This window comes from Thermohalobaculum sp. (assembly GCF_058622915.1).
Window position 1 is genome coordinate 1 of the sequence record NZ_JBZSYN010000197.1, and the last position, 22,315, is coordinate 22,315.

The window sequence follows — 22,315 nt, forward strand, 5'->3', positions numbered from 1 at the left end:
GAAAGGGGTATTTCGAGTTCGAGGCCCAGCCGCCCATGACGACGCCGTAGACGCCGAGCGAGGAGACCGCGAAGATATAGAGCACCCCGACATTGATGTCCGAGATCACCCAGCCGTTGGCGAAGGGGATCACCGCCCAGCCGATCGTGGCGAGCACGAAGGTCACCATCGGCGCGATCAGGAACACCGCCTTGTCGGACCCCGCCGGGATCACGATCTCCTTGAGCATGAACTTGAGGAAGTCGGCGAAGGACTGCAGCAGCCCCCAAGGCCCCACCACGTTCGGGCCACGCCGGATCTGCACCGCGGCCCAGACCTTGCGGTCCATGTAGAGCAGGAAGGCGAGGCTCACGAGAACCGACACCACGACCGCCAGGCACTCGCCAAGGATCAAGAGGAAGATCCCGAAGTCGGTGTGCAGGAACCCGTTCATTCGCTCACTCCGCCGCCATCGCCCGGTTGCGCTCGGTCGCCATCCGGCTGAGCCTGGCCATCACCGCGCTCGCCCGGCAGATCGGGTTGGCGAGGTAATGATCGCCCACCGTCGAGCGAAACGGCCGGTCGTCCAGAGTCCCTGCCTCGACCGGCTGCCACGCGTTCTCGGGCACCTCGTCGAGCGCGGCCAGATGCGGGTGCGCCTCGAACAGCTGCGCGCGCAGCTCGTTGAGGCTGTTGAACGGCAGCGTGTGGCCGAGCTGCGCCGAGAGCGCCCGCAGGATCGCCCAGTCCTCGCGCGCGTCGCCCGGCGGGAAGCCGGCGCGATGCGCCATCTGCACCCGGCCCTCGGTGTTGACGTAGATGCCGGACTGCTCGGGATAGGCGCCGCCGGGCAGGATCACGTCGGCGCGGTGTGCGCCGCGGTCGCCGTGGCTGCCCTGGTAGACGACGAAGGCGCCCTGGGGCAGGTCGATCTCGTCGGCGCCGAGGTTGAAGATCACCCTGGCGCCGTCGAGTGCGCCCGAAAGGCCGCCCGCATGCGTGAAGCCCAGATCCATTGCTCCGACCCGGGCCGCTGCCGTGTGCAGCACCAGGAGGCGCGCCCCCGCCTCCTGGGTCAGGGCCATCACGTGGCCGAGCACGGCCGCGCCGTCCGGCCGCGCCAGGGCGCCCTGGCCCAGGATCACCAGCGGCGCCTCGCCCCCCTTCAGATAGTCGACGATCTTGCCGCGGCTTTCGCCCTGGAGCGCCTCGGGCCCGTTGCCCAGATGACGGTGGCGGTAGGTCAGGTCGGCATCCTCGCCGACCAGCGCCACCTCGGCGTCGTTGACCCAGGCCTTGCGGATGCGGGCGTTCAGCACCGGCGCCTCACGCCGCGGGTTCGTGCCGACCAGCAGGATCGTACTGGCCTGGTCGATGTCCTCGATGCGCGCGGTGCCGACATAGCCCGAGCGGTTGCCCGGCGGCAGCGCGGCGCCGTCCTGGCGGCACTCGTGCCGGTCCGAGTCCAGCAATTCGAGCAGCGTCTTCAGGGCAAAGACTGGCTCGACCGAGACGAGATCGCCCGCGACCGCCGCGATGTCCTTGCCGGCGCCCTTGACCGCCTCGGCGACGGCGGCGAAGGCCTCGGCCCATGTCGCCGGGCTGAGCTTGCCGTCGACGCGCACATAGGGCCGGTCCAGCCGCTGCCGGCGCAGGCCGTCCCACAGATAGCGCGAGCGGTCGGCCAGCCATTCCTCGTTCACCGCGTCGTGGCTGCGCGGCAGGATGCGCATCACCTCGCGGCCGCGCACGTCGATGCGGATGTTCGAGCCCAGCGCGTCGATGGCGTCGATCGAGGGCGTCTTGGTCAGCTCCCAGGGCCGCGCCTGGAAGGCATAGGGCTTGTGCGTCAGCGCCCCCACGGGGCACAGATCGGCGACATTGCCCTGCATCTCCGAGCTCAGCGCCGCGTGCAGGTAGCTGACGATCTCCGCGTCCTCGCCGCGGCCGGTCATGCCCATCTCGGGCACGCCCGCGACCTCGGTGATGAAGCGCACGCAGCGGGTGCAGTAGATGCACCGGGTCATGAAGGTCTTGATCAGCGGCCCGATGTCGTAGTCGGCCAGCGCCCGCTTCGGCTCGCGGTAGCGCGAGAAGTCCATGCCGTAGGCCATGGCCTCGTCCTGCAGGTCGCACTCGCCGCCCTGATCGCAGATCGGGCAGTCGAGCGGGTGGTTGATCAGCAGGAACTCGAGCACGCCCTCGCGCGCCTTCTTGACCAGCGGCGTGTTGGTGCGGACCTCCGGCGGCTCGCCGTTCTTTCCCCCGCGCAGGTCCTTGACCTGCAGGTGGCACGAGGCCTGGGGCTTCGGCGCGCCCACCGCCTCGACCAGGCACATGCGGCAGTTGCCGGCGATCGACAGCCGCTCGTGGTAGCAAAAGCGCGGGATCTCGATGCCGTTCTGGTCGCACACCTGGATGACGGTCAGCGCCGGATCGGCCTCGATCTCGCGGCCGTCGATGATGATCTTGCGCGGCTCAGCCATGCTTCACTCGCTCCTGCCTCATGTCGCCGGCCGGGTTGGACCCGAGCCAGTGCCGCAGCCGCGCCAGGAGGGCGCAGACCGCATCGACGACGCGCTGCTCGCGCGCGGCGGCAGCGGCGTTGGCCTCGAGGATTCGCTCCTCGGCGGCGCGGCGGCTCGCCTCGGGCATGTACATGTCGACCGAGTGGCACATGGTCCCCTCCTCAGTCCTTCGCCGATTTCGGACAGGTCGCGAAGATCACCCAGGCCTGCTCGCTGTCGCGGTACATGGTGCTGGGGGAGCCGCCGCTCTGAACGATCTGCATCGCCGCGTTGCCCGGGCAGATGCCGTTTTGCTGCCGCACCGCATCGGCGATCTTCAGCGCCACCGGGCGCCAGACCTTGGCGCTGAACGGCTCGCCCGAAGGCACATTGCCCAGGCCCGAGACGCCGAGCGGACGCCAGCTCGAATCGGCCTTGCCCTTGCCCTGGCGCACCACGATCACGCTCTGGCCGAGCATCGAGACGTACTGCACGTTGACCCGGTAGAGGTTGCCACCGCCATTGACCAGGAACTGCGCGCTTTCATGCGCCGCCCCCGCGCTCGCCCCGGCCCCCGACTTGCCCTGCGCGGTGGCCGTGGGCAGGGCGCAGCCGCCCGCCAGCAGCAGGGCGCCGATCGCAAGGCCGGTGAGGATGATTCGCATCGCCTACTCCGCCGCCGTTGCCGTGACCCGCCCGCCGCGCCGGGCGCTGATGCGCTCCTCGAGCTCGCCGCGGAAATGCCGGATCAGGCCCTGGATCGGCCAGGCGGCCGCGTCGCCCAGCGCGCAGATGGTGTGGCCTTCGACCTGCTTGGAGACCTCCCACAGCATGTCGATCTCGTGCGGCTCGGCGTCGCCCTCGATCAGGCGCTCCATCAGGCGCATCATCCAGCCGCAGCCCTCGCGACACGGCGTGCACTGGCCGCAGCTCTCGTGCTTGAAGAACTTGGAGATGCGCCAGATCGCCTTCACCACGTCGGTCGACTGGTCCATCACCGTGACCGCGGCGGTGCCCAGCCCCGACTGGTGATCCTTGAGCCAGTCGAAGTCCATGATGCACTCGTCGCACAGACGCGCCGGCAGGAGCGGCACCGAGGCGCCGCCGGGGATCACCGCCTTGAGGTTCTTCCAGCCGCCGCGCACGCCGCCGGCGTGGCGGTCGATCAGCTCGCGCAGCGGCATCGACATCTGCTCCTCGACCACGCAGGGCGCGTTCACGTGGCCGGAGAGCGCATAGAGCTTGGTGCCGGAATTGTTCGGCCGGCCGATGCCGGCGAACCAGGCGGCGCCGCGGCGCAGGATCGCGGGCACCTGGGCGATGGTCTCGACGTTGTTCACCGTGGTCGGACAGCCATAGAGGCCGACCGCTGCCGGGAACGGCGGCTTCAGCCGCGGCATGCCCTTCTTGCCCTCGAGCGACTCCAGCAGGCCCGTCTCCTCGCCGCAGATATAGGCGCCGGCGCCGTGGTAGAGCTTGACATCGCAGTCCCAGCCCGACCTCGCCGCGTTCTTGCCCAGAAGCCCGGCCTCGTAGCACTCGTCGATCGCCGCCTGCAGCGCCTCGCGCTCGCGGATGAACTCGCCGCGCAGGTAGATCCAGGCGGTGTTCGCGCCCATGGCGAAGCAGGCGAAGAGGCACCCCTCGATCAGGATATGCGGGTCGTGGCGCAGGATCTCGCGATCCTTGCAGGTGCCCGGCTCGGACTCGTCGGCGTTGACCACGAGGTAGCTGGGCCGGCCGTCCGACTCCTTGGGCATAAAGGACCACTTGAGGCCGGTCGGGAACCCCGCCCCGCCGCGGCCCCGCAGCCCGGCATCCTTGACCTCCTGGATGACCTTGTCGCGCCCGCGCTGGATGATCTCGGCGGTGCCGTCCCATTGCCCGCGCGACATGGCGCCCTTCAGCGAGCGGTCGAACATGCCGTAGAGGTTGGTGAAGATGCGGTCCTCGTCCTTCAGCATTACCGCTCACCCCCATGCACCAGGGCCTTCGCCTGCTCGACCCAGTCGTCGCGCTCGATCCGGCCGCGGGCCCCGATCTGTGCGTCGATCCAGGCGATCTGCGCGTCGGTCCAGCTCAGGATCTGGTCGTAGTGGAAGACGCCCAACTCGTTCAGCGCCTCCTCCATCTTTCGCCCCAGCCCCTTGATCTTCTTCAGGTCGTCGGGGGTGCCGTCGCGCGGCTTATCGAGAAGCTTGGGCTTGGCGCCGGCCTCGTCCACGGCCGCGCGCTTCGCCGGGGCGGGCTCGGCCTTCTTCACCGAGCGGGCGCCGAGTTTGACCATCTCGGGCCGTTGGAAATCCTCGCCGGTGATGCGCGCCACCGTGTCGTGCTTCTCGAGCGCCAGCGTCACCGAGGCGTTGGTCTCGTGCGCCCGCTCGGCATCGAGTGTGGTCAGCCCGCTCGCCGGCTCGGACGAGAAGCGCCCGGTCTGCGAGCCCGGCACCGGCAGCTTGCCCGCGGCGAAGGTGTCGATGATCTGCTCGAGCGTCTCGGGCGTGAGGTCCTCGTAATAGTCCTTGCCGATCTGCACCATCGGCGCGTTCGAGCAGGCGGCGAGGCATTCGACCTCCTCCCAGGAGAACTTGCCGTCCTCGCTGAGCTGGTGCTCCTTCGGCGCGATCCGCCGCTTGAGCACCTCGATGAGCGCCTCCGAGCCGCACAGCATGCACGGCGTGGTGCCGCACACCTGGATATGCGCGACCGAGCCCATCGGCTTGAGGTGGAACATGAAGTAGAAGGTGGCCACCTCCAGCACCCGGATCGACGCCATGCCGAGCATCTTCGCGATCTGCTCGATCATCGGCCGGGTGACCCAGCCCTCCTGCTCCTGGCCGCGCCACAGCAGCGGGATTACGGCGCTTTGCCGCTTGTTCTCGGGATACTTCGCGATCTCGCGCCTGGCCCATTCGAGGTTGGCGGGCGTGAACGCGAAGCTCTCGGGCTGTTCGTCGTGCAGCCTGCGAAACATCAGCGGCGGTCTCCCACGACTTTGTTGAGGCAGCGGGCGCCGCGGAGGGCGCCGCCGACAGAAACCGGAGCGCGGGCCGGTGCGCGGCTCACCGGTCGATCTCCCCGAAGACAACGTCGACCGAGCCGAGGATGGCGCTGACATCGGCCAGCATGTGGTTGCGGCAGATGTGGTCCATGGCGGCGAGGTGCGGATAGCTCGGCGCGCGCAGCTTGGCGCGGTAGGGCACGTTGGTGCCGGTCGAGACCAGGTAGACGCCGAACTCGCCCTTGGGCGCCTCGACCTTGGCATAGACCTCGCCCTCGGGCACGCGAAAGCCCTCGGTGTAGAGCTTGAAGTGATGGATCAGGGCCTCCATCGAGGTCTTCATCTCCGGGCGCCGCGGCGGCGAGAACTTGTGGTTCTGGGTCAGCACCGGCTCGCCCTGGCACTTGTCGAGCTTCTCCAGCGCCTGGCGCATGATCTTGGTCGACTCGCGCATCTCCTCCATGCGGCACAGATAGCGGTCGTAGCAGTCGCCGTTTTTGCCCACGGGGATCAGGAAGTCGAACTCGCTGTAGCCCGAATAGGGCTGCGCGCGGCGCAGGTCCCAGGCCCAGCCCGAGCCGCGCACCATCACGCCGGAGAAGCCCCACGCCTGCGCCTCCTCGAGCGTGACCACGCCGATGTCGACATTGCGCTGCTTGAAGATGCGGTTTTCGGTGAGCAGCTCCTCCATGTCGTCGAGCGCCTTGGGGAACTCCTCGGTCCACTGCCAGATGTCGTCGATCAGCTTGGGCGTGAGGTCCTGGTGCACGCCGCCCGGCCGGTAGTAGGCCGCGTGCATCCGGGCGCCCGAGGCGCGCTCGTAGAAGATCATCAGCTTCTCGCGCTCCTCGAAGCCCCACAAGGGCGGGGTGAGCGCACCGACGTCCATCGCCTGGGTGGTGACGTTGAGCAGGTGGTTCAGGATGCGGCCGATCTCGTCGTAGAGAACGCGGATCAGCATGCCCCGGCGCGGCAGGTCGATGCCGGCCAGCTTCTCGATCGCCAGGCACCAGGCGTGCTCCTGGTTCAGCGGCGCCACGTAATCGAGCCGGTCGAAATAGGGCAGGTTCTGCAGGTAGGTGCGGCTCTCCATCAGCTTCTCGGTGGCGCGGTGGAGCAGCCCGATATGCGGGTCGACGCGCTCGACGATCTCGCCGTCGAGCTCGAGCACCATGCGCAGCACGCCGTGCGCGGCCGGGTGCTGCGGCCCGAAGTTCAGGTTGAAGTTGCGGATCCGCTGCTCGCCGGTCCGGGAGGCGGCCGTGCGCTCGTCCATGCTCAGCCCTCCTTCGCCTTCTCGTCGCCCGGGAGGATGTATTTCGCCCCCTCCCACGGGCTCATGAAGTCGAACAGGCGGTAGTCCTGCACCAGCTTGACCGGCTCGTAGACCACGCGCTTGACCGTCTCGTCATAGCGCAGCTCGACATAGCCGGTGGTCGGGAAGTCCTTCCTGAGCGGGTGCCCGCGGAAGCCGTAGTCGGTGAGGATGCGGCGCAGGTCCGGGTGGCCCGAGAACGTCACGCCGTACATGTCGAAGGTCTCGCGCTCGTACCAGTTCGCCGAGGGGAAGAGGTCGGTGATCGAGGGCACCACGTCGTCCTCGCCGACCTCGAGCTTGACGCGCACGCGCTGGTTCTGCGGCATCGATAGGAAATGGTAGACTACATCGAAGCGCTTGTCGCGCCCCGGCCAGTCGACGCCGGTGACGTCGAGCAGCGAGGTGAAGGCGCAGGCCGTGTTGTTGCGCAGATAGGCGACGAGCGTGCGCAGCCCGGCCGGCGTGGCGATCAGCACGAGCTCGCCCACGGGGGTTACATGATGGCTGACGACCGCCTCCGGCTGGGCGGCCGCGATCATCTCGCCAAGTTCGGCCAGAGCGTCCGGCATGCGCGGGTCTCCCTCAGCGCTCGATGGTCCCGGTACGGCGGATCTTCCGCTGCAGCTGGAGGATGCCGTAGAGCAGCGCCTCCGCCGAGGGCGGGCAGCCGGGCACGTAGATGTCGACCGGCACGATGCGGTCGCAGCCGCGCACCACCGAGTAGGAATAGTGGTAGTAGCCGCCGCCATTGGCACACGAGCCCATGGAGATGACGTAGCGCGGCTCGGGCATCTGGTCGTAGACCTTCCTCAGTGCCGGCGCCATCTTGTTGCACAGCGTGCCCGCGACGATCATCACGTCGGACTGGCGCGGGCTGGCGCGCGGCGCGAAGCCGAAGCGCTCGACGTCGTAGCGCGGCATCGAGGCCTGCATCATCTCGACGGCGCAGCAGGCCAGGCCGAAGGTCATCCAGAAGAGCGACCCGGTCCGCGCCCAGTTGATCAGGTCGTCGGCCGTCGTGAGCAGGAACCCCTTGTCCGCCAGCTCGTCGGAGAAGTTGCCGGCAAGCACGTCCTTGTCGGCCCCCGCCCGGATGGCGCCTGCGCTCACTCCCATTCCAGGCCTCCCTTCTTCCACTCGTAGGCGAAGCCCACCGTCAGCACCGCGAGGAACACCATCATCGACCAGAAGGCGACGGCCGACAGGTGGCCGAAAGCCGCAGCCCAGGGGAACAGGAAGGCGATCTCGAGGTCGAAGATGATGAACAGGATCGCGACGAGGTAATACCGCACGTCGAACCTCATGCGCGCGTCGTCGAAGGCGTTGAAGCCGCATTCGTAGGCCGACACCTTCTCCGCGTCCGGCCGGTACACCGCGATGATCAGCGGCGCCAGCATCAGCACCAGTCCGAGCACGATGGCTAGTCCGAGGAAGATCACGATCGGCAGGTATTCGCGAAGAAGCTCGTCCATCACACCACCTCTCGGGGCCAGGGGCCCGGCACTGCCGAAGTGTCTATATGCCGGACCGGGGGAGGTCAACTGAGGCGCCCCCGCAAATCTCGCTGTCCCCTGAGGCAACTACGCGCGGGCGTGCCAACGGTTGCCCGACTGCGCAAAACGGCTGATCGTGGAAGGCGACTTGGCGCGGTGGACGGGACTTGAACCCGCGACCCCCGGCGTGACAGGCCGGTACTCTAACCGACTGAGCTACCACCGCATTAAGTCGCTCGTCCGGGGCGGCTGGGCCCCCGGAAGTGCGTGCCTTTTAGAGTTGGGCTCATGCCGCGTCAAGTGATTCACACGGCGCGCCCGCACGGCGCGCCGGCCGCCTTTTTCGGCCTGCACGGCGGGCCTCTCGACCTCGCCGCCGACCCCGTTTCCAGGCGGGGACGATGCGCACGCAACTTATCTATGGTGGCGCGGCGACCGGTATCAAGATGCGCGGCGCGACTCCCTGCCCGCGGCGAGCGCCGAGGGTCGACGCCGCCCAGTCGGTCCGGCGCTCAGTCGGTCCGGCGCCTGGTCCGTCCGACGCCCGGCTACTCCGAGACGCCCGGCTACTCCGAGACGCCCGGCACGGCCTCGAGGTTGAAGGCGGCCGCCATCAGTGCGCGGGCGTATTCGGTCTGCGGCGCCTCGAAGATCTCGTCCGAGGTGCCGCTCTCGACCACCTGGCCGTCCTTCATCACGATCAGCTTGTGCGCCATGGCGCGCACCACGCGCAGGTCGTGGCTGATGAAGATATAGGCCAGGCCGTGCCGCCGCTGCAGCGCGCGCAGGAGGTCGACGATCTGGTGCTGCACCGTCATGTCGAGCGCCGATGTCGGCTCGTCGAGGATGATCAGCTTGGGCTTGAGGACCATGGCGCGCGCGACGGCGACGCGCTGGCGCTGGCCGCCGGAGAATTCGTGCGGGTAGCGGTCCATGGTGGAGGGGTCGAGCCCGACCTCGCCCATGGCCTCGGCCACCAGCTCGCGCCTGGCCGCGCCGCTGCCGCCGATGCGATGCACGCCCAGGCCCTCGAAGATGATCTCGGCCACCGACATGCGCGGGCTGAGCGAGCCATAGGGGTCCTGGAACACGATCTGCATGTTCCGCCTGAGCGCGCGCAGCTCGCGCTTGCGCAACCCGTGCACCTCGCGGCCGTCGAAGGTGATCCGGCCCTCCGACCGGATCAGCCGCATCAGCGCCAGGCCGAGCGAGGTCTTGCCCGAGCCGGATTCGCCGACCACGCCCAGCGTCTCGGAGGCGCAGATGTCGATGTCCACGTCGGTGCACGCCTTGATGTGGCCGACGGTCTTCTTGAACAGGCCGCGCTTGATCGGGAACCACACGCGGATGTCGCGGCCCTGGACCAGCGGCTTGGCCTGGCGCGGGACCGGGCCGGGCCGGCCCGTGGGCTCGGCCGCCAGCAGCATGCGGGTATAGGGGTGCTGCGGGGCGTCGAAGACGCGCGCCGTCGCGCCGGTCTCGACGATCTCGCCCTCCTTCATCACGGCGATCCGCTGCGCCACCTTGCGCACGATGTTGAGGTCGTGGGTGATGAACAGCATCGACAGCCCCTCGTCGCGCTGCAGCTCGGCGAGGAGGTTCAGGATCTGCGCCTGAATGGTGACGTCGAGCGCCGTGGTCGGCTCGTCGGCGATCAGCAGATCGGGCTTGTTGGCCAGCGCCATGGCGATCATCACGCGCTGGCGCTGCCCGCCCGAGAGCTGGTGCGGCCAGGCGCCCAGCCGCTCGGCCGGGTTGGGGATGCCGACGCGGCCGAGAAGATCGATGGTGCGCGCCCGCGCCGCCTTGCCGGTCAGCCCCTGGTGGATCGCCAGGCTCTCGCCGATCTGCCGCTCGATGGTGTGCAGCGGGTTCAGCGAGGTCATCGGCTCCTGGAACACGAAGCTGATGTCGTTGCCGCGCACCTGCATCAACTCGCGCTGGCTGGCGCCCAGCATCTGCCGGCCGCGATAGTCCACCGAGCCGGTCACCACCGCCGTGTCGGGCTGAAGCGCGACGGTGGAGAGCGCCGTGACCGACTTGCCCGAGCCCGACTCGCCCACCAGCGCCAGCGTCTCACCGCGCGCGATATGGAACGAGACGCCGCGCACCGCCTCGACCGTGCGCTCGCTCTCGGGAAAAGCGATGCACAGGTTCTCGACGGTGAGCAGCGCGTCGCTCATCCGCGTCACCGGAAAGTCTTGCGCGGATCGAAGGCGTCGCGCACGCCCTCGAACATGAAGACCATCAGAGAGAGCATGATGGCGAAGGTGAAGAAGGCGGTGATTGCCAGATGCGGGTCCTGCAGGTACTTCTTGCCCTGCAGCGCCAGCTCGCCCAGCGAGGGATAGCCCGCCGACAGCCCGAAGCCGAGGAAATCGAGCGCCGCGAGCATGCTGATCGAGCCGGTCAGCATGAAGGGCACGAAGGTCAGCGTCGCCACCATGGCGTTGGGCAGGACGTGCCGGAATATGATGGTCCAGTCGCCGACCCCCAGCGCCCGGGCGGCCACCACGTATTCGAAGTTGCGCGCGCGCAGGAACTCGGCGCGCACCACGCCGATGAGCTGGGTCCAGGAGAAGGCGACGAAGATGAAGAACATCACCCACAGGTTGGGCGCCAGCACCGAGGCGATGATCAGCACCACGTAGAGCAGGTTCATCGAGGACCACACCTCCTCGACCCGCTGGAAGAACAGATCGACCCAGCCGCCGAAGAAGCCCTGGCTGGCGCCGGCGACGATGCCGATGATCGCCGAGACGATGGTCACCCCGAAGCCAAACAGCACCGAGAGGCGGAAGCCGTAGATCACGCGCGCCAGCACGTCGCGCGCCTGGTCGTCGGTGCCCAGGATATGCGTCCAGTCCGGCGACGAGGGGGCCGTCGCCACGTTGTAGTCGATGGTGTTGTAGTTGAAGGGGATGAGCGGCCAGATCATCCAGCCCGGTCTCTCGCCGGGCGACAGCTTGCCGTCGCCGTTGGTGCGGATCAGCTTCTGCACATAGGGGTCCTTGTAGTCCGCAGGGGTGCGGAAGTCGCCGCCGAAGAAGGTCTCCGGGTAGTCGTGGACCAGCGGGAACAAGAGCTCGCCCTTGAAGCTGAGCACCAGCGGCCGGTCATTGGCGATGACCTCGGCGAACAGGCTGAGCACGAAGAGCACGAGAAAGATCGCCAGCGACCAGACCGCGCGCCTGTTGGCGCGGAAGTTGCGCAGCCGGCGGCGGTTGAGGGGGGACAGACGCATGCCCTAGCCTTCGCGCCGCTCGAAGTCGATGCGCGGGTCGATCCAGACATACATGAGGTCCGAGATCAGCTTCACCACCAGCCCCATCAGGCCGAAGATGTAGAGGGTGCCGAGCACCACGGGATAGTCGCGGCTGACCACCGATTCGAAGCCCAGGAGCCCCAGCCCGTCGAGCGAGAACACCGTCTCGACGATCAGCGCGCCGGTGAAGAAGGCGGCGAGGAAGGCACCGGGGAAGCCGGCGATCACGATCAGCATGGCGTTGCGGAAGACGTGGCCGTAGAGCACGCGCCGCTCGCTCAGCCCCTTGGCCCGGGCGGTCATCACGTAGTGCTTGCGGATCTCGTCGAGGAAGGAGTTGCGGGTCAGGAGCGTGAGCGTGGCGAAGCCCGAGATCATCAGCGCGCTGACCGGCAGCACGATGTGCCACAGATAGTCGGGCACGATCACGGTGACGCAGTCGAGCGGCGCGAAGTGCGCGCCGAAGGGCAGGCAGGCCCCGGCGTCGAGCCCGTCCGACAATAGCCCGCGCAGCGGGAACCACTGCAGGTAGCTGCCACCGGCGAACAGCACCAGGAGCACGATGGCGAACAAAAAGCCGGGAATGGCGTAGGCCGCGACCACGATTCCCGAGGAGATCGCGTCGAAGCGCGAGCCGTCGCGCACCGCCTTGGCGATGCCGAGCGGGATCGAGACCAGATAGGCGATCAGCGTGGTCCAGACGCCGAGCGAGATCGAGACCGGCATCTTCTCGAGGATCAGGCCGATCACGCTCTTGGAGCGGAAGAAGCTCTGGCCGAAATCGAAGCGGGCATAGTTCCAGAGCATGATGAAGAAGCGCTGCAGCGGCGGCTTGTCGAGCCCGAACTGCTTGCGCAGCTCGACCTTCAGCTGCTGCTCGAGCCCGCGCGAGCCGCGATAGGCGCCCTCGCCGCCCGCGCCCTCGCCACCGCCGCCGCCGACCTGGCCGCCGCCCGAGAAGCGCGCAGTGGCCCCGCCGTGGCCCGATTGCTGGATCTGCTGCAGGATCTGCTCGACCGGGCCGCCGGGCGCGAACTGGATGATGACGAAGTTGAGCAGCATGATCCCGAACAGCGTCGGGATGATCAGCAGAATCCGGCGCAGGATGTAGGCGCCCATCTCAGCCCCCCGTCACGCGTCAGTCCCTAAGATCGGCCTTGAGACGGGCGTATTTCGCGTCGTCGACCCACCAGGTATCGATCACCCCGCGGGCATATTTCGGTTTGGTCCTGGGCCAGGCATAGATGTCCCAGAAGGCCAGGTGGTGAGAGGGCTTGTACCACTGGGGCACCCAGATCTGCATGGCGCGCAGGACCCGGTCGAGCGCCTTCACCGCCGAGGTCAGCCGGTCGCGGCTCTCGGCCCGCTCGATCTCCTCGATCAGCGCGTCGACGGCGGGGTCGGCAACGCCGGCGGTGTTGTCCGAGCCGGGCGAGTTCGCCGAGGAGGAGTGGAAGTAGTCCCTGAGCTCGACGCCGGGGGTGAGCGACATGGCCTTGCGGTCGACCACGACGTCGAAGTCGAAATGGTCGGTGCGCTCCTTGTACTGCGCCGGGTCGATCGTGCGCATCGTGGCCCTGACGCCGATGCGCGCGAGGTTGTCGATATAGGGCGCGGTGATGCGGTCGAAGCCTTCGCCGACCAGGAGGAACTCGAACTCGAGCCGCTGGTCGCCCTTCTGGCGCACACCGCCCGCAACCGTCCATCCGGCCTCGTCGAGCAGGCGCGCGGCCATGCGCAGCTCGGCGCGGTTGCGGCCCGAGCCGTCGGTCTTGGGCGGCTCGTAGGCCGGCTGGTCGAGCACCCCGGGCGGCAGCTTGTCGGCTAGCGGCTCGAGCAGCGCCAGCTCGCCCGGCGTGGGCAGGCCCTTGGCCTGCATCGGGCCGCCCTCGAAGAAGCTGTCGGTGCGCTCGTAGAGGCCGAAGAACAGCGTCTTGTTGGACCACTCGAAGTCGAAGCAGGTGGCGATCGCCTGGCGCACGTTGCGCTCGGCGAACACCGGGCGGCGCAGGTTGAACCAGTAGCCCTGCGCGCCCGAGGGCGTGTTGTCGGGGATCGACTCGCGCTTGACCTTTCCCGACTTGACGGCGGGAAAGTCGTAGCCGGTCGCCCACAGCTTGGACCAGAACTCCTCGTTGAACGAGAAGGTCCCGGCCTTGAAGGCCTCGAAGGCGGCCGAGCGGTCGCGGAAATACTCCCAGCGCAGGCGGCCGAAGTTCCACCGCCCCCGGTTCACCGGCAGCTTCCAGCCCCAGTAGTCGTCGCGGCGGCGCAAGATCACGGTCCGCCCGGGCGCCAGCGCGGCCTTGTCGACCGCATAGGGCCCCGAGCCCAGCGGCGGATCGAGCGTGGACCGGGAGAAGTCGCGCGTCTGGTAGTAGGCCTTGGACAGGATGCTGAGCCCGGCCACCGTCATTGGCAGGTCGCGGCGCGGTGCCTTGGGATCGAAATGGAAGCGCACGCGCAGCGGCCCCTCGGCCTCGACGCCGGTGACGTTGGCCAGCAGCAGGCGGAAGGTGGGGTGGCCCTTCTTGCGCAGGATATCGACGGTGAAGACCACGTCCTCGGCCGTGACCGGCGAGCCGTCGGCGAAGCGCGCCTCCTCGCGCAGATCGAAGGCGGCCCAGAGCCGGTCGTGCGGATACTCTATGGACTTGGCGAGCAGCCCGTAGACGGCGTCGGGCTCGTCGTCGGCCCGCGCCATCAGCGAATCGAACGTCAGCGACATGCCTGTCGCCGGATACCCCTTCAGGATGAAGGGGTTGAGGCTGTCGAAGGTGACCCCCCCGACGCCGGTGGAGAAGGCATGGCCGGCCGGTGCGTCCGGCGCGACATAGTCGAAATGGGCGAAGTCGGCGGGGTATTTCAGGTCGCCGAAGGCCGAGACGCCATGCGCCTTGACGGTCTCGCCGGCCGGCGCCAGTCCCGGGCGCAGCACCGTCCACGCGCCGGCCGCGGCGGCCAGCCGACCAAGATCGCGCCGTGTCCAGTTCATGGCCTGCCTCTCGTCCGCGGAGCCCCTACGGTTAGGGGCTAGCGCGGGGCGATTCAAGCGCGGGGCCGGGCTCGGCGCGGGAAAAACGCGCCGCGCCCCGCGCCCGCCGGATCACAAGGCCGTTACAGCCCTCAGTTGGCCGTGCCGGCCTCCTCCTGCTTCAGGTAGGCGATGATGTCCTTGCGCTCCTGGGCGTCCTTGATGCCCGGGAAGGGCATCCTGTTGCCCGGAATGAACTTGTTCGGGTTCTCGATCCAGGCATCCAGGTTCTGGGGCGTCCAGGTGCCCTGCTTGTTCTTCAGGGCGTCGGAGTAGTTGAACCCCTGGACGCTGCCGATCTTGCGGCCGACCACGTGGTAGAGCGACGGACCGACCTTGGTCTTGCCTTCCTTCAGGCTGTGGCAGGCCTGGCACTTGCGGAAGGCCTGCTTGCCCTTCGCGGGGTCGGCGTTGGCCAGGAAGCCCGAGGCGGAACCGCCGGCCGAGGCAGCCTGGCCGCCCTGCTGGGACTGCTGCGCCTGGCCCGTGGCCTGCTGCGTCTGCCCGCCGCCCTGCGTCGCGGCCTGCTGGGTCGTGCCCTGCGCCTCGCTCTTCTGCGCCGGCTGCGCCGCGCCGCCCTGACCGCCTCCAGCCTTGTTGCCCCCGGCCTTGTTGCCCCCGGGCTGTGGCAGATCTCGCTTGCCGTTCGCCTGGTCGATATAGGTCAGCACATCGATCCGGTCCTGCGCGTTCTTCAGGCCGGGGAAGGTCATCTTGGTGCCGGGGGCGTACTTCTGCGGGTTGGTCAGCCAGGCATTGAGCCTGGCCAGCGTCCAGGTCTCGTTCTCCTTGCTCTTGAGCGCACTCGAGAAACTGTAGCCGGGCACATCGGCGATCTTCTGGCCGATCACGTTGTAGAGCGACGGCCCGACGCCGTTCTTGCCCTTCTCGATGGAATGGCAGGCCTGGCACTTGTGGAAGATCTGCTTGCCCTTCTCGGCGCTGGCCTTGGCGAGCAGCGCGTCGAGATTCTCGCCGCCGCCGGCCGCCTTCGCCTGCTCGCCCGAGGTTCCGCCCGCGGCCTGCGCTGTCTTCGGCGGGGTCAGCTTCACCGGGTTCGGGCCCTGCTGGTTGAGGTAGGAGATCACGTCGACCCGGTCCTGCGGATTCGGCAGGCCGGTGAAGGTCATCTTGGTGCCCGGCGCGTAGGCCTGCGGATTCTTCAGCCACTCGAACAGCTTCTTGAGCGTCCAGGTCTGGTCGGACTTGCTCTTGAGCGCGCTCGAGAAGCTGTAGCCGGGCACATCGGCGATCTTTTCGCCGACGATGCCGTAAAGCGACGGGCCGACACCGTTCTTGCCCTTCTCGGCCGAATGGCAGGCCTGGCACTTGTGGAAGATCTGCTTGCCGTGGGCGGGATCGGCCTTGGCCAGCAGCTTGCTCCAGTCGGGGCCCTTTTGCTTGCCCTTGGCCCCGGCCTTCTCGATCGGCACGGCGAAGGCGAGCACCTCCTTCTCGTGCGGAGCGAACTTCGAGGGATGTTCCGGGCCCTGATAGATCAGATGGGAGAAGAAATTGAGCAACAGGAAGATCAGCAGCCCCCCCAGGATCGACCCGGCATAGATGTTGAACTTCTTGGAATCCATCCCTCGTGCCCCTCCGATCGGTCTGACGCAATGCTGCTGCGCGGTTTGCGCGCATCCTTAGCGTCTTCCACCGTAGTTTGCCAAGACGTATAAGGCGCGACCTAACGCCCGAAAAGCCTCGAAGGGGATCGGGAAAGCGGACGGAGACACGGACATGAGCGGCACGGAGCACGCAAGCATCGCCTTCCAGGGCGAGCCCGGCGCCTACTCGCACCAGGCGTGCGTGGAGACCTATCCGGAGATGGAGCCCCTGCCCTGCCCGAGCTTCGAGGACACCGTCGCCGCGGTCCGCAACGGCGAGGCGCGCCTGGCCATGCTGCCGATCGAGAACTCGGTCTACGGCCGGGTCGCCGATATCCACCATCTGCTTCCGGGCAGCGGCCTCTACATCATCGGCGAACATTTCGTGCCGATCCGGCTGCAGCTTCTCGGCGTGCCGGGCGCGAGCCTCGAGGGCATCAAGGCGGCGCACAGCCATGCCGTGGCGCTGGGCCAGTGCCGCATCTTCCTGCGCGAGCACGGCATCCAGGCGGTCACGGGCGGCGACACCGCGGGCAGCGCCAAGCACGTCTCGGGGATGGGTAACAAGGCCCATGCCGCCATCGCCTCGCGGCTGGCGGGCGAGCTGAACGGGCTCGAGATCCTCGCCGAGGACATCGAGGACCACGCGCACAACACCACGCGCTTCCTGGTCATGTCGCGCCAGAAGATCGAGGCCGACCGCATGGGCGGCGACGCCGTGACCAGCTTCGTCTTCGAGGTGCGCAACGTGCCGGCGGCACTCTACAAGGCGCTGGGCGGCTTCGCCACCAACGGCGTGAACATGACCAAGCTCGAGAGCTACATGCTCAACGGCTCGTTTTTCGCCACCCAGTTCTACTCGGAGATCGAGGGCCACCCGGACGACCGCCCGGTCGAGCTGGCCCTCGAGGAGCTGCAGTTCTTCACCAAGCGCGTGAAGATCCTCGGCGTCTACCCGGCGGCGGCCTATCGAAAGAAGGCCGCCGGGCGGCGCGGCTGAGGCCGGCTCAGGCGGCTTCGGAGCCGCCCACGGTCAGGCCCTCGATGAGCACGGTGGGCTGGCCGACGCCCACGGGCACGCCCTGCCCGTTCTTGCCGCAGGTGCCGACGCCGGGGTCGAGCTTGAGGTCGTTGCCGACCATGCGGATGCGGCCCAGCGCCGAGGGGCCGTCGCCGATCAGTGTCGCGCCCTTGACCGGGTGCAGCACCTTGCCGTCCTTCACGCGGTAGGCCTCGGTACAGGAGAACACGAACTTGCCGTTGGTGATGTCCACCTGGCCGCCGCCGAAGTTCACGGCATAGATGCCGTCCTTGACGGCTTTGACGATCTCCTCGGGGTCGGCCACGCCGGGCTCCATGATCGTGTTGGTCATGCGCGGCATCGGAATGTGGGCATAGGACTGGCGCCGGCCGTTGCCGGTCGAGCGCGTGCCCATCAGCCTGCCATTCTGCCGATCCTGCATGTAGCGGACCAGGACGCCGTCCTCGATCAGCACGGTGCGCCGCGTCGGCGTGCCCTCGTCGTCCACGCTGAGCGAGCCGCGGCGGTCGGGGATGGTGCCGTCGTCCACCACGGTCACGCCGGGCGCGGCGACGCGCTGGCCCATCAGCTCGGTGAAGGCCGAGCTGCCCTTGCGGTTGAAGTCGCCCTCGAGCCCGTGGCCGATCGCTTCGTGCAGCAGGATGCCCGGCCAGCCGGGGCCGAGCGCGACCTCCATGACGCCGGCGGGCGCGTCGCGCGCCTCGAGGTTGACCAGCGCCACGCGCAGCGCCTCGGACGCCATGGCGCGCCAGCTCTCGGGCGCGATCAGGCCGTCATAGCCGCAGCGCCCCCCCGCCCCGGCCGAGCCCGACTCGCGGCGCCCGCCCGCCTCGACGATCACCGAGATGTTGAGCCGCGACATGGGCCGGAAATCGCTCACGCGCAGACCCTCCGGGCGCAGGATCTCGACCTCCTGCACGCCGCCCGACAGCGCGACCGAGACCTGCACGACGCGCTTGTCGCGCTCGCGCAGCCAGGCATCGATCTCGCGCAACAGCTCCAGCTTGCGCGCCAGCGGGTGCCCCGCGACCGGGTCGACCGCCTCGTAGAGATGCCGGTTGGTGGGCGCCGGCGGCTCGGCGAGGCTGCCGCCGCCGGCGCGCGCGGCCAGCCTGGCGGTCGCCGCGGCGCGGCCGAGCGCCGATTGGGTGAGCTCGGTCGAATGGGCATAGCCGGCCGCCTCGCCGGCCACCGCGCGCAGGCCGAAGCCGGTGCCCGAATCGTAGGAGGCGGTCCTGAGCCGCCCGTCGTCGAAGCTCAGCACCTCCGCGCGACTGCGCTCGAGGAACAGCTCGCCGTCGTCGCCGCCCGCCACCGCCTCGCGCAGCGTGGCCAGGGCGCGCGCCTCGTCGAGGTCGGTCTCGAACGGGCGGAAAGGATTGTCGCTGGATGCCATGCCAAGGTTCCTGCTATCACGTGTCCGCGCGGGAGATTCGGGCCATCAGAGCGGCGTCTTGCCGCAAGATGCAAGCTTGCTCTCAGACCTGTGATATGGTCTTAAACTGGCCCGGAAAAAGCAAATCGGGGGAAACCCGGCCGGCGACCGGCCGGTAGAGAAACGGGAAACGAACGATGCGGATCAGCGAGTTCCTCGGCTGGATGACGGTGGCCATGCTTTCCCTTCCGGCCATGGCGACGGCGGCGGAGCCGCAGATCGGACGGCCGGTCGACGGTGCCATGTCGCTCCAGCCCGCCGCGAGCCCGGTGATGCAGGACATCCACTGGCTCGACGATTTCATCCTGTGGATCATCGGCGGCATCGTCCTGTTCGTGATGATTCTGCTGGCGATCATCATCTTCCGCTTCAACCACCGGGCGAATCCGACCCCGGCCAAGTTCACGCACAACGCCGTGCTCGAGGTGGTCTGGACCGCCATCCCAGTGCTGATCCTGGTCGTCATCGCCATCCCGTCGCTCAGGCTGTTGTTCCTGGAGCTCGATGTCCCCCACCCCGATCTGACCATCAAGGTCACCGGAAACCAGTGGTACTGGAGCTACCAGTACCCCGATCAGAAGATCTCGTTCGATGCCTTCATGATCGGCCAGGGCGCGCCCGGCCTTACCGACAAGGTGAAGGCCGAGCTGAAGAAGGACGGCTACACCACCAGCGACTATCTTCTGGCCACCGACAACAAGGTCGTCGTGCCGGTGAACAAGATCGTGCACGTGCTGGTGACCGGCGCCGACGTGATCCATTCCTGGACCGTTCCGGCCTTCGGCTCGAAGATCGACGCGATCCCCGGACGGATCAACGAGACCTGGTTCAAGGCCCTGAAGACCGGCCTTTTCTTCGGACAGTGCTCGGAGCTGTGCGGCAAGGATCACGCCTTCATGCCGATCGTCGTCAAGGTGGTGACGCAAAAGCAGTTCGACGACTGGGTGAAGACCAAGCAGGCGATGAACGACACCTCGGGGACGAAGGTGGCCACGGCGAAGTGAGCCGTGCCGGGGCCGGCCGGTGAGCCAGGGAGGAAAGTGACTTGACCGAGACCACCGCGCTCCACAGCGGCACGGCGCGCGTCGCGGAAGCGAGCTTCGGCGACTTCGTCGCGCTGATGAAGCCGCGCGTGATGTCGCTGGTGGTGTTCACCGCGCTGGCCGGTCTGGTGGCGGCGCCCGGTTCGGTCCACCCGGTGGTGGCGCTGGCCACGATCCTGTGCATCGCCGCGGGCGCCGGGGCATCCGCCTCGCTCAACATGTGGTGGGACGCCGACATCGACGCGGTCATGCTGCGCACCTGCGCGCGCCCGGTGCCGACCGGCGTCGTCACGCCCGGCGAGGCCCTGGGCTTCGGGCTCGGCATGGCAATCCTCTCGGTGATGATTCTGGCGGTGGTGGCCAATCCGCTGGCCGCCGCGCTCCTGGCGCTGACAATCTTCTACTACGTGGTGATCTACACCATGTGGCTGAAGCGCACGACGCCGCAGAACATCGTCATCGGCGGCGCCGCCGGCGCCTTTCCTCCCGTGATCGCCTGGGCGGCGGCCACCGGCAGCGTGTCCTGGGCGCCGGTCCTGATGTTCCTGCTGATCTTCCTGTGGACGCCGCCGCATTTCTGGGCCCTGGCGCTGTTCCGCAACGAGGACTACGCGCGCGCCGGCGTGCCGATGTTGCCCGTCGTCGCGGGCGAGCGCGCGACCCGCTGGCAGATCCTCGTCTATGCCCTGGTGCTGGTGCCGGTCTCGCTGGCGCCGGCGGTTACCGTGGCCGGCGGACCGGTCTACCTCGCCGTGGCGCTCGCTGCCAACGCGGCGTTCCTGCGCGGCGCCTGGACGGTGGCGCGGCGCGACAGCGGCACCGCGTCTGCCGACCGCTACCGGGCGGAGAAGCGGCTCTTCGGCATCTCCATCCTCTACCTCTTCGCGCTTTTCTCCGGCTTCCTCGGCGACGCCGCCCTGAACGCGGTAGCGGGGCCGATCGCCTGGCCGGTGTGGCTCTGAGATGGACGGTGCGATGCGCAAGGACCACGAATTGCACCGCCGGCGGCGCGGACGGAACTACGGCCTGTTGATCGTGTTGCTGGCCTTCGCCGGCCTGCTGTTCTGGGTGACGATCGCCAAGCTGGGCGCGCATCCGCCGCATATGCGGTACTGAAATGAGCGAGCCTCGTCCACGGCCTGATTTCCGCCGCACGACCATTCCGCTCGTCCTGATCGTGTTCGGGATGGGCACCATGGCCTGGGCCGCAGTCCCCTTCTACAGCTGGTTCTGCCGGGTCACCGGCTTCGGCGGCACGCCGCGTTCGGCCACAGCCGCGCCGGGCCCGGTGCTCGACCGCACGGTGACCATCCGCTTCGACGCCTCGCTGGCGCGCGGCATGCCCTGGGTGTTCAGGCCGGTCGTGAACACCATGAAGGTCAAGATCGGCCAGACCGCGTTGGCCTATTACGAGGCTTACAACCCGACCGACCGGCCGGTTGCGGGAACCGCCACCTTCAATGTCGCGCCCTTCTCGACGGGGGCCTACTTCACCAAGATCGACTGCTTCTGCTTCCAGAGGCAGGTGCTGCAGCCGGGCGAGCGCGTGCGGATGCCGGTGACGTTCTACGTCGATCCGGCGATCGTCAAGGATCCCGAAGCCAAGGGGGTGGGCGTGATCACGCTGTCCTATACCTTCTTCCCGACGGGTCTGGACAAGCAGGCGTCGCTGGGCAATTGAGCATCGGGAGGGGCGTCGCGCGACGCCACGGAACGAACGCGGGACGGATGCTGGGGGAACGGAGGACCTGATGGCCCATACCAAGGAACACGACTACCACATTCTGGCGCCGAGCATCTGGCCGTTCCTCGGCGCGGTCAGCGGGTTCACCATGCTGGGCGGCGCGGTGCTGTGGTTCCACCACATCACGCCGTGGGTGTGCGTGCTGGGCGCAACCGGCGTGATCTACACCATGATCAACTGGTGGTCGGACGTGGTGCGCGAGGCGCAGACCGGGGATCACACGCCGGTGGTGCGGATCGGGCTCAGGATGGGCTTCATCCTGTTCATCATGTCCGAGGTGATGTTCTTCTCGGCCTGGTTCTGGAACTTCTTCGGCCACGCCCTCTACCCGATCGACGGAACCTGGGCGATCCCGTGGGTGGGCGGCTGGCCGCCCAAGGGGGTCGTGACCTTCAATCCCTGGGACCTGCCGCTGATCAACACGCTGGTGCTGCTGCTCTCGGGCGTCACGGTCACCTGGGCGCACCACTCGCTGATCGAGGACGACCGCAAGGGGTTGATCACGGGGCTGACTGCGACGGTCTGCCTGGGCGCGCTGTTCACCACCTTCCAGGCCTACGAGTACATCCACGCGCCGTTCCTCTTCGCAGGCAACATCTACGGCGCCAGCTTCTTCATGGCGACGGGCTTTCACGGCGTGCATGTGATCATCGGCACGATTTTCCTCGCCGTCTGCCTGTTGCGTGCGACGAAGGGGCACTTCACGCCCGATCATCACATCGGCTTCGAGATGGCCGCGTGGTACTGGCACTTCGTCGACGTCGTCTGGCTGTTCCTGTTCTCCTGCGTCTACATCTGGGGCAGCTGACGCCGCAGCGACATCCGGCCGCCGCCGCCGCCCGTCCCG

22 protein-coding genes and 1 tRNA gene are annotated in these 22,315 nt (G+C 68.0%); 6 read left to right on the forward strand and 17 right to left on the reverse strand.

The window, feature by feature from the left end:
* From AC32QD_RS15440 to AC32QD_RS15515, 16 genes are all read right to left on the reverse strand, one after another.
* Window positions 1-433 (reverse strand): NADH-quinone oxidoreductase subunit H (locus AC32QD_RS15440; protein ID WP_492011398.1); only part of this gene is annotated, 433 nt, incomplete at its 3' end.
* A gap of 4 nt (window positions 434-437) precedes the next feature.
* Window positions 438-2,465 carry an NADH-quinone oxidoreductase subunit NuoG gene (gene nuoG, locus AC32QD_RS15445; RefSeq protein WP_492011399.1) on the reverse strand — a complete coding sequence of 676 codons (2,028 nt, stop codon included), beginning with the start codon at window positions 2,463-2,465 and terminating at the stop codon, window positions 438-440.
* A complete protein-coding gene (locus AC32QD_RS15450) occupies window positions 2,458-2,658 on the reverse strand; it encodes a hypothetical protein (RefSeq protein ID WP_492011400.1) in 201 nt (66 codons plus the stop codon). Before AC32QD_RS15450 ends, nuoG begins: the two co-directional genes overlap by 8 nt.
* A 10-nt stretch (window positions 2,659-2,668) precedes the next feature.
* Window positions 2,669-3,151: a hypothetical protein gene (locus AC32QD_RS15455; protein ID WP_492011401.1), complete on the reverse strand. Its 483-nt coding sequence runs from the start codon at window positions 3,149-3,151 to the stop codon at window positions 2,669-2,671.
* Window positions 3,152-3,154: 3 nt separating this feature from the next.
* The gene (nuoF, locus tag AC32QD_RS15460; RefSeq protein ID WP_492011402.1) at window positions 3,155-4,450 is read right to left on the reverse strand and encodes an NADH-quinone oxidoreductase subunit NuoF; all 1,296 of its coding nucleotides are present in this window, start codon (window positions 4,448-4,450) and stop codon (window positions 3,155-3,157) included.
* Window positions 4,450-5,460 (reverse strand): NADH-quinone oxidoreductase subunit NuoE, encoded by a 1,011-nt coding sequence (gene nuoE, locus AC32QD_RS15465; RefSeq protein ID WP_492011403.1) that lies wholly within the window; start codon window positions 5,458-5,460, stop codon window positions 4,450-4,452. The genes nuoF and nuoE overlap by 1 nt, the downstream gene beginning before the upstream one ends.
* Window positions 5,461-5,548: 88 nt before the next feature.
* Window positions 5,549-6,763, reverse strand: a complete 1,215-nt coding sequence (locus AC32QD_RS15470) for an NADH-quinone oxidoreductase subunit D (RefSeq protein ID WP_492011404.1) — start codon at window positions 6,761-6,763, stop codon at window positions 5,549-5,551.
* Window positions 6,764-6,765: 2 nt separating this feature from the next.
* A complete protein-coding gene (locus tag AC32QD_RS15475) occupies window positions 6,766-7,374 on the reverse strand; it encodes an NADH-quinone oxidoreductase subunit C (protein WP_492011405.1) in 609 nt (202 codons plus the stop codon).
* A gap of 13 nt (window positions 7,375-7,387) precedes the next feature.
* The gene (locus AC32QD_RS15480; RefSeq protein ID WP_492011406.1) at window positions 7,388-7,921 is read right to left on the reverse strand and encodes a NuoB/complex I 20 kDa subunit family protein; all 534 of its coding nucleotides are present in this window, start codon (window positions 7,919-7,921) and stop codon (window positions 7,388-7,390) included.
* The gene (locus AC32QD_RS15485; RefSeq protein ID WP_492011407.1) at window positions 7,912-8,277 is read right to left on the reverse strand and encodes an NADH-quinone oxidoreductase subunit A; all 366 of its coding nucleotides are present in this window, start codon (window positions 8,275-8,277) and stop codon (window positions 7,912-7,914) included. The genes AC32QD_RS15480 and AC32QD_RS15485 overlap by 10 nt, the downstream gene beginning before the upstream one ends.
* Window positions 8,278-8,447: 170 nt before the next feature.
* Window positions 8,448-8,524 (reverse strand) — tRNA-Asp (locus AC32QD_RS15490).
* Between the two features lie 340 nt (window positions 8,525-8,864).
* The gene (locus AC32QD_RS15495) at window positions 8,865-10,481 is read right to left on the reverse strand and encodes an ABC transporter ATP-binding protein (protein WP_492011408.1); all 1,617 of its coding nucleotides are present in this window, start codon (window positions 10,479-10,481) and stop codon (window positions 8,865-8,867) included.
* A 5-nt stretch (window positions 10,482-10,486) separates the two neighbouring features.
* Entirely contained in the window at window positions 10,487-11,542 is a 1,056-nt protein-coding gene (locus AC32QD_RS15500) for an ABC transporter permease (protein ID WP_492011409.1), read from the reverse strand.
* 3 nt (window positions 11,543-11,545) lie between these two features.
* Complete coding sequence (locus tag AC32QD_RS15505) at window positions 11,546-12,682, reverse strand: microcin C ABC transporter permease YejB (RefSeq protein ID WP_492011410.1); 1,137 nt, start codon at window positions 12,680-12,682, stop codon at window positions 11,546-11,548.
* A 19-nt stretch (window positions 12,683-12,701) separates the two neighbouring features.
* Entirely contained in the window at window positions 12,702-14,558 is a 1,857-nt protein-coding gene (locus tag AC32QD_RS15510; protein ID WP_492011411.1) for an extracellular solute-binding protein, read from the reverse strand.
* A 131-nt stretch (window positions 14,559-14,689) separates the two neighbouring features.
* Complete coding sequence (locus tag AC32QD_RS15515) at window positions 14,690-16,183, reverse strand: c-type cytochrome (RefSeq protein ID WP_492011412.1); 1,494 nt, start codon at window positions 16,181-16,183, stop codon at window positions 14,690-14,692.
* A 154-nt stretch (window positions 16,184-16,337) separates the two neighbouring features.
* Between AC32QD_RS15515 and AC32QD_RS15520 the strand changes: the two genes are divergently transcribed.
* Entirely contained in the window at window positions 16,338-17,204 is an 867-nt protein-coding gene (locus AC32QD_RS15520; RefSeq protein ID WP_492011413.1) for a prephenate dehydratase, read from the forward strand.
* A 7-nt stretch (window positions 17,205-17,211) separates the two neighbouring features.
* On the opposite strand, the gene tldD is transcribed toward AC32QD_RS15520, so the two are convergent.
* The gene (gene tldD / locus AC32QD_RS15525; RefSeq protein WP_492011414.1) at window positions 17,212-18,642 is read right to left on the reverse strand and encodes a metalloprotease TldD; all 1,431 of its coding nucleotides are present in this window, start codon (window positions 18,640-18,642) and stop codon (window positions 17,212-17,214) included.
* Between the two features lie 176 nt (window positions 18,643-18,818).
* On the opposite strand from tldD, the gene coxB reads away from it, so the two are divergent.
* The 5 genes from coxB (at window position 18,819) to AC32QD_RS15550 (ending at window position 22,276) form a co-directional block, all read left to right on the forward strand.
* Entirely contained in the window at window positions 18,819-19,685 is an 867-nt protein-coding gene (coxB, locus tag AC32QD_RS15530) for a cytochrome c oxidase subunit II (RefSeq protein WP_492011415.1), read from the forward strand.
* A gap of 41 nt (window positions 19,686-19,726) precedes the next feature.
* Window positions 19,727-20,686: a heme o synthase gene (locus AC32QD_RS15535; protein WP_492011416.1), complete on the forward strand. Its 960-nt coding sequence runs from the start codon at window positions 19,727-19,729 to the stop codon at window positions 20,684-20,686.
* 13 nt (window positions 20,687-20,699) lie between these two features.
* The gene (locus AC32QD_RS15540) at window positions 20,700-20,840 is read left to right on the forward strand and encodes a cytochrome c oxidase system small membrane protein (RefSeq protein ID WP_492011417.1); all 141 of its coding nucleotides are present in this window, start codon (window positions 20,700-20,702) and stop codon (window positions 20,838-20,840) included.
* Between the two features lies 1 nt (window position 20,841).
* On the forward strand, window positions 20,842-21,405 hold the full coding sequence (locus AC32QD_RS15545; RefSeq protein WP_492011418.1) for a cytochrome c oxidase assembly protein: 564 nt from the start codon (window positions 20,842-20,844) through the stop codon (window positions 21,403-21,405).
* Between the two features lie 70 nt (window positions 21,406-21,475).
* Window positions 21,476-22,276 carry a cytochrome c oxidase subunit 3 gene (locus tag AC32QD_RS15550; protein WP_492011419.1) on the forward strand — a complete coding sequence of 267 codons (801 nt, stop codon included), beginning with the start codon at window positions 21,476-21,478 and terminating at the stop codon, window positions 22,274-22,276.
* The last annotated feature ends 39 nt before the right edge of the window (window positions 22,277-22,315 follow it).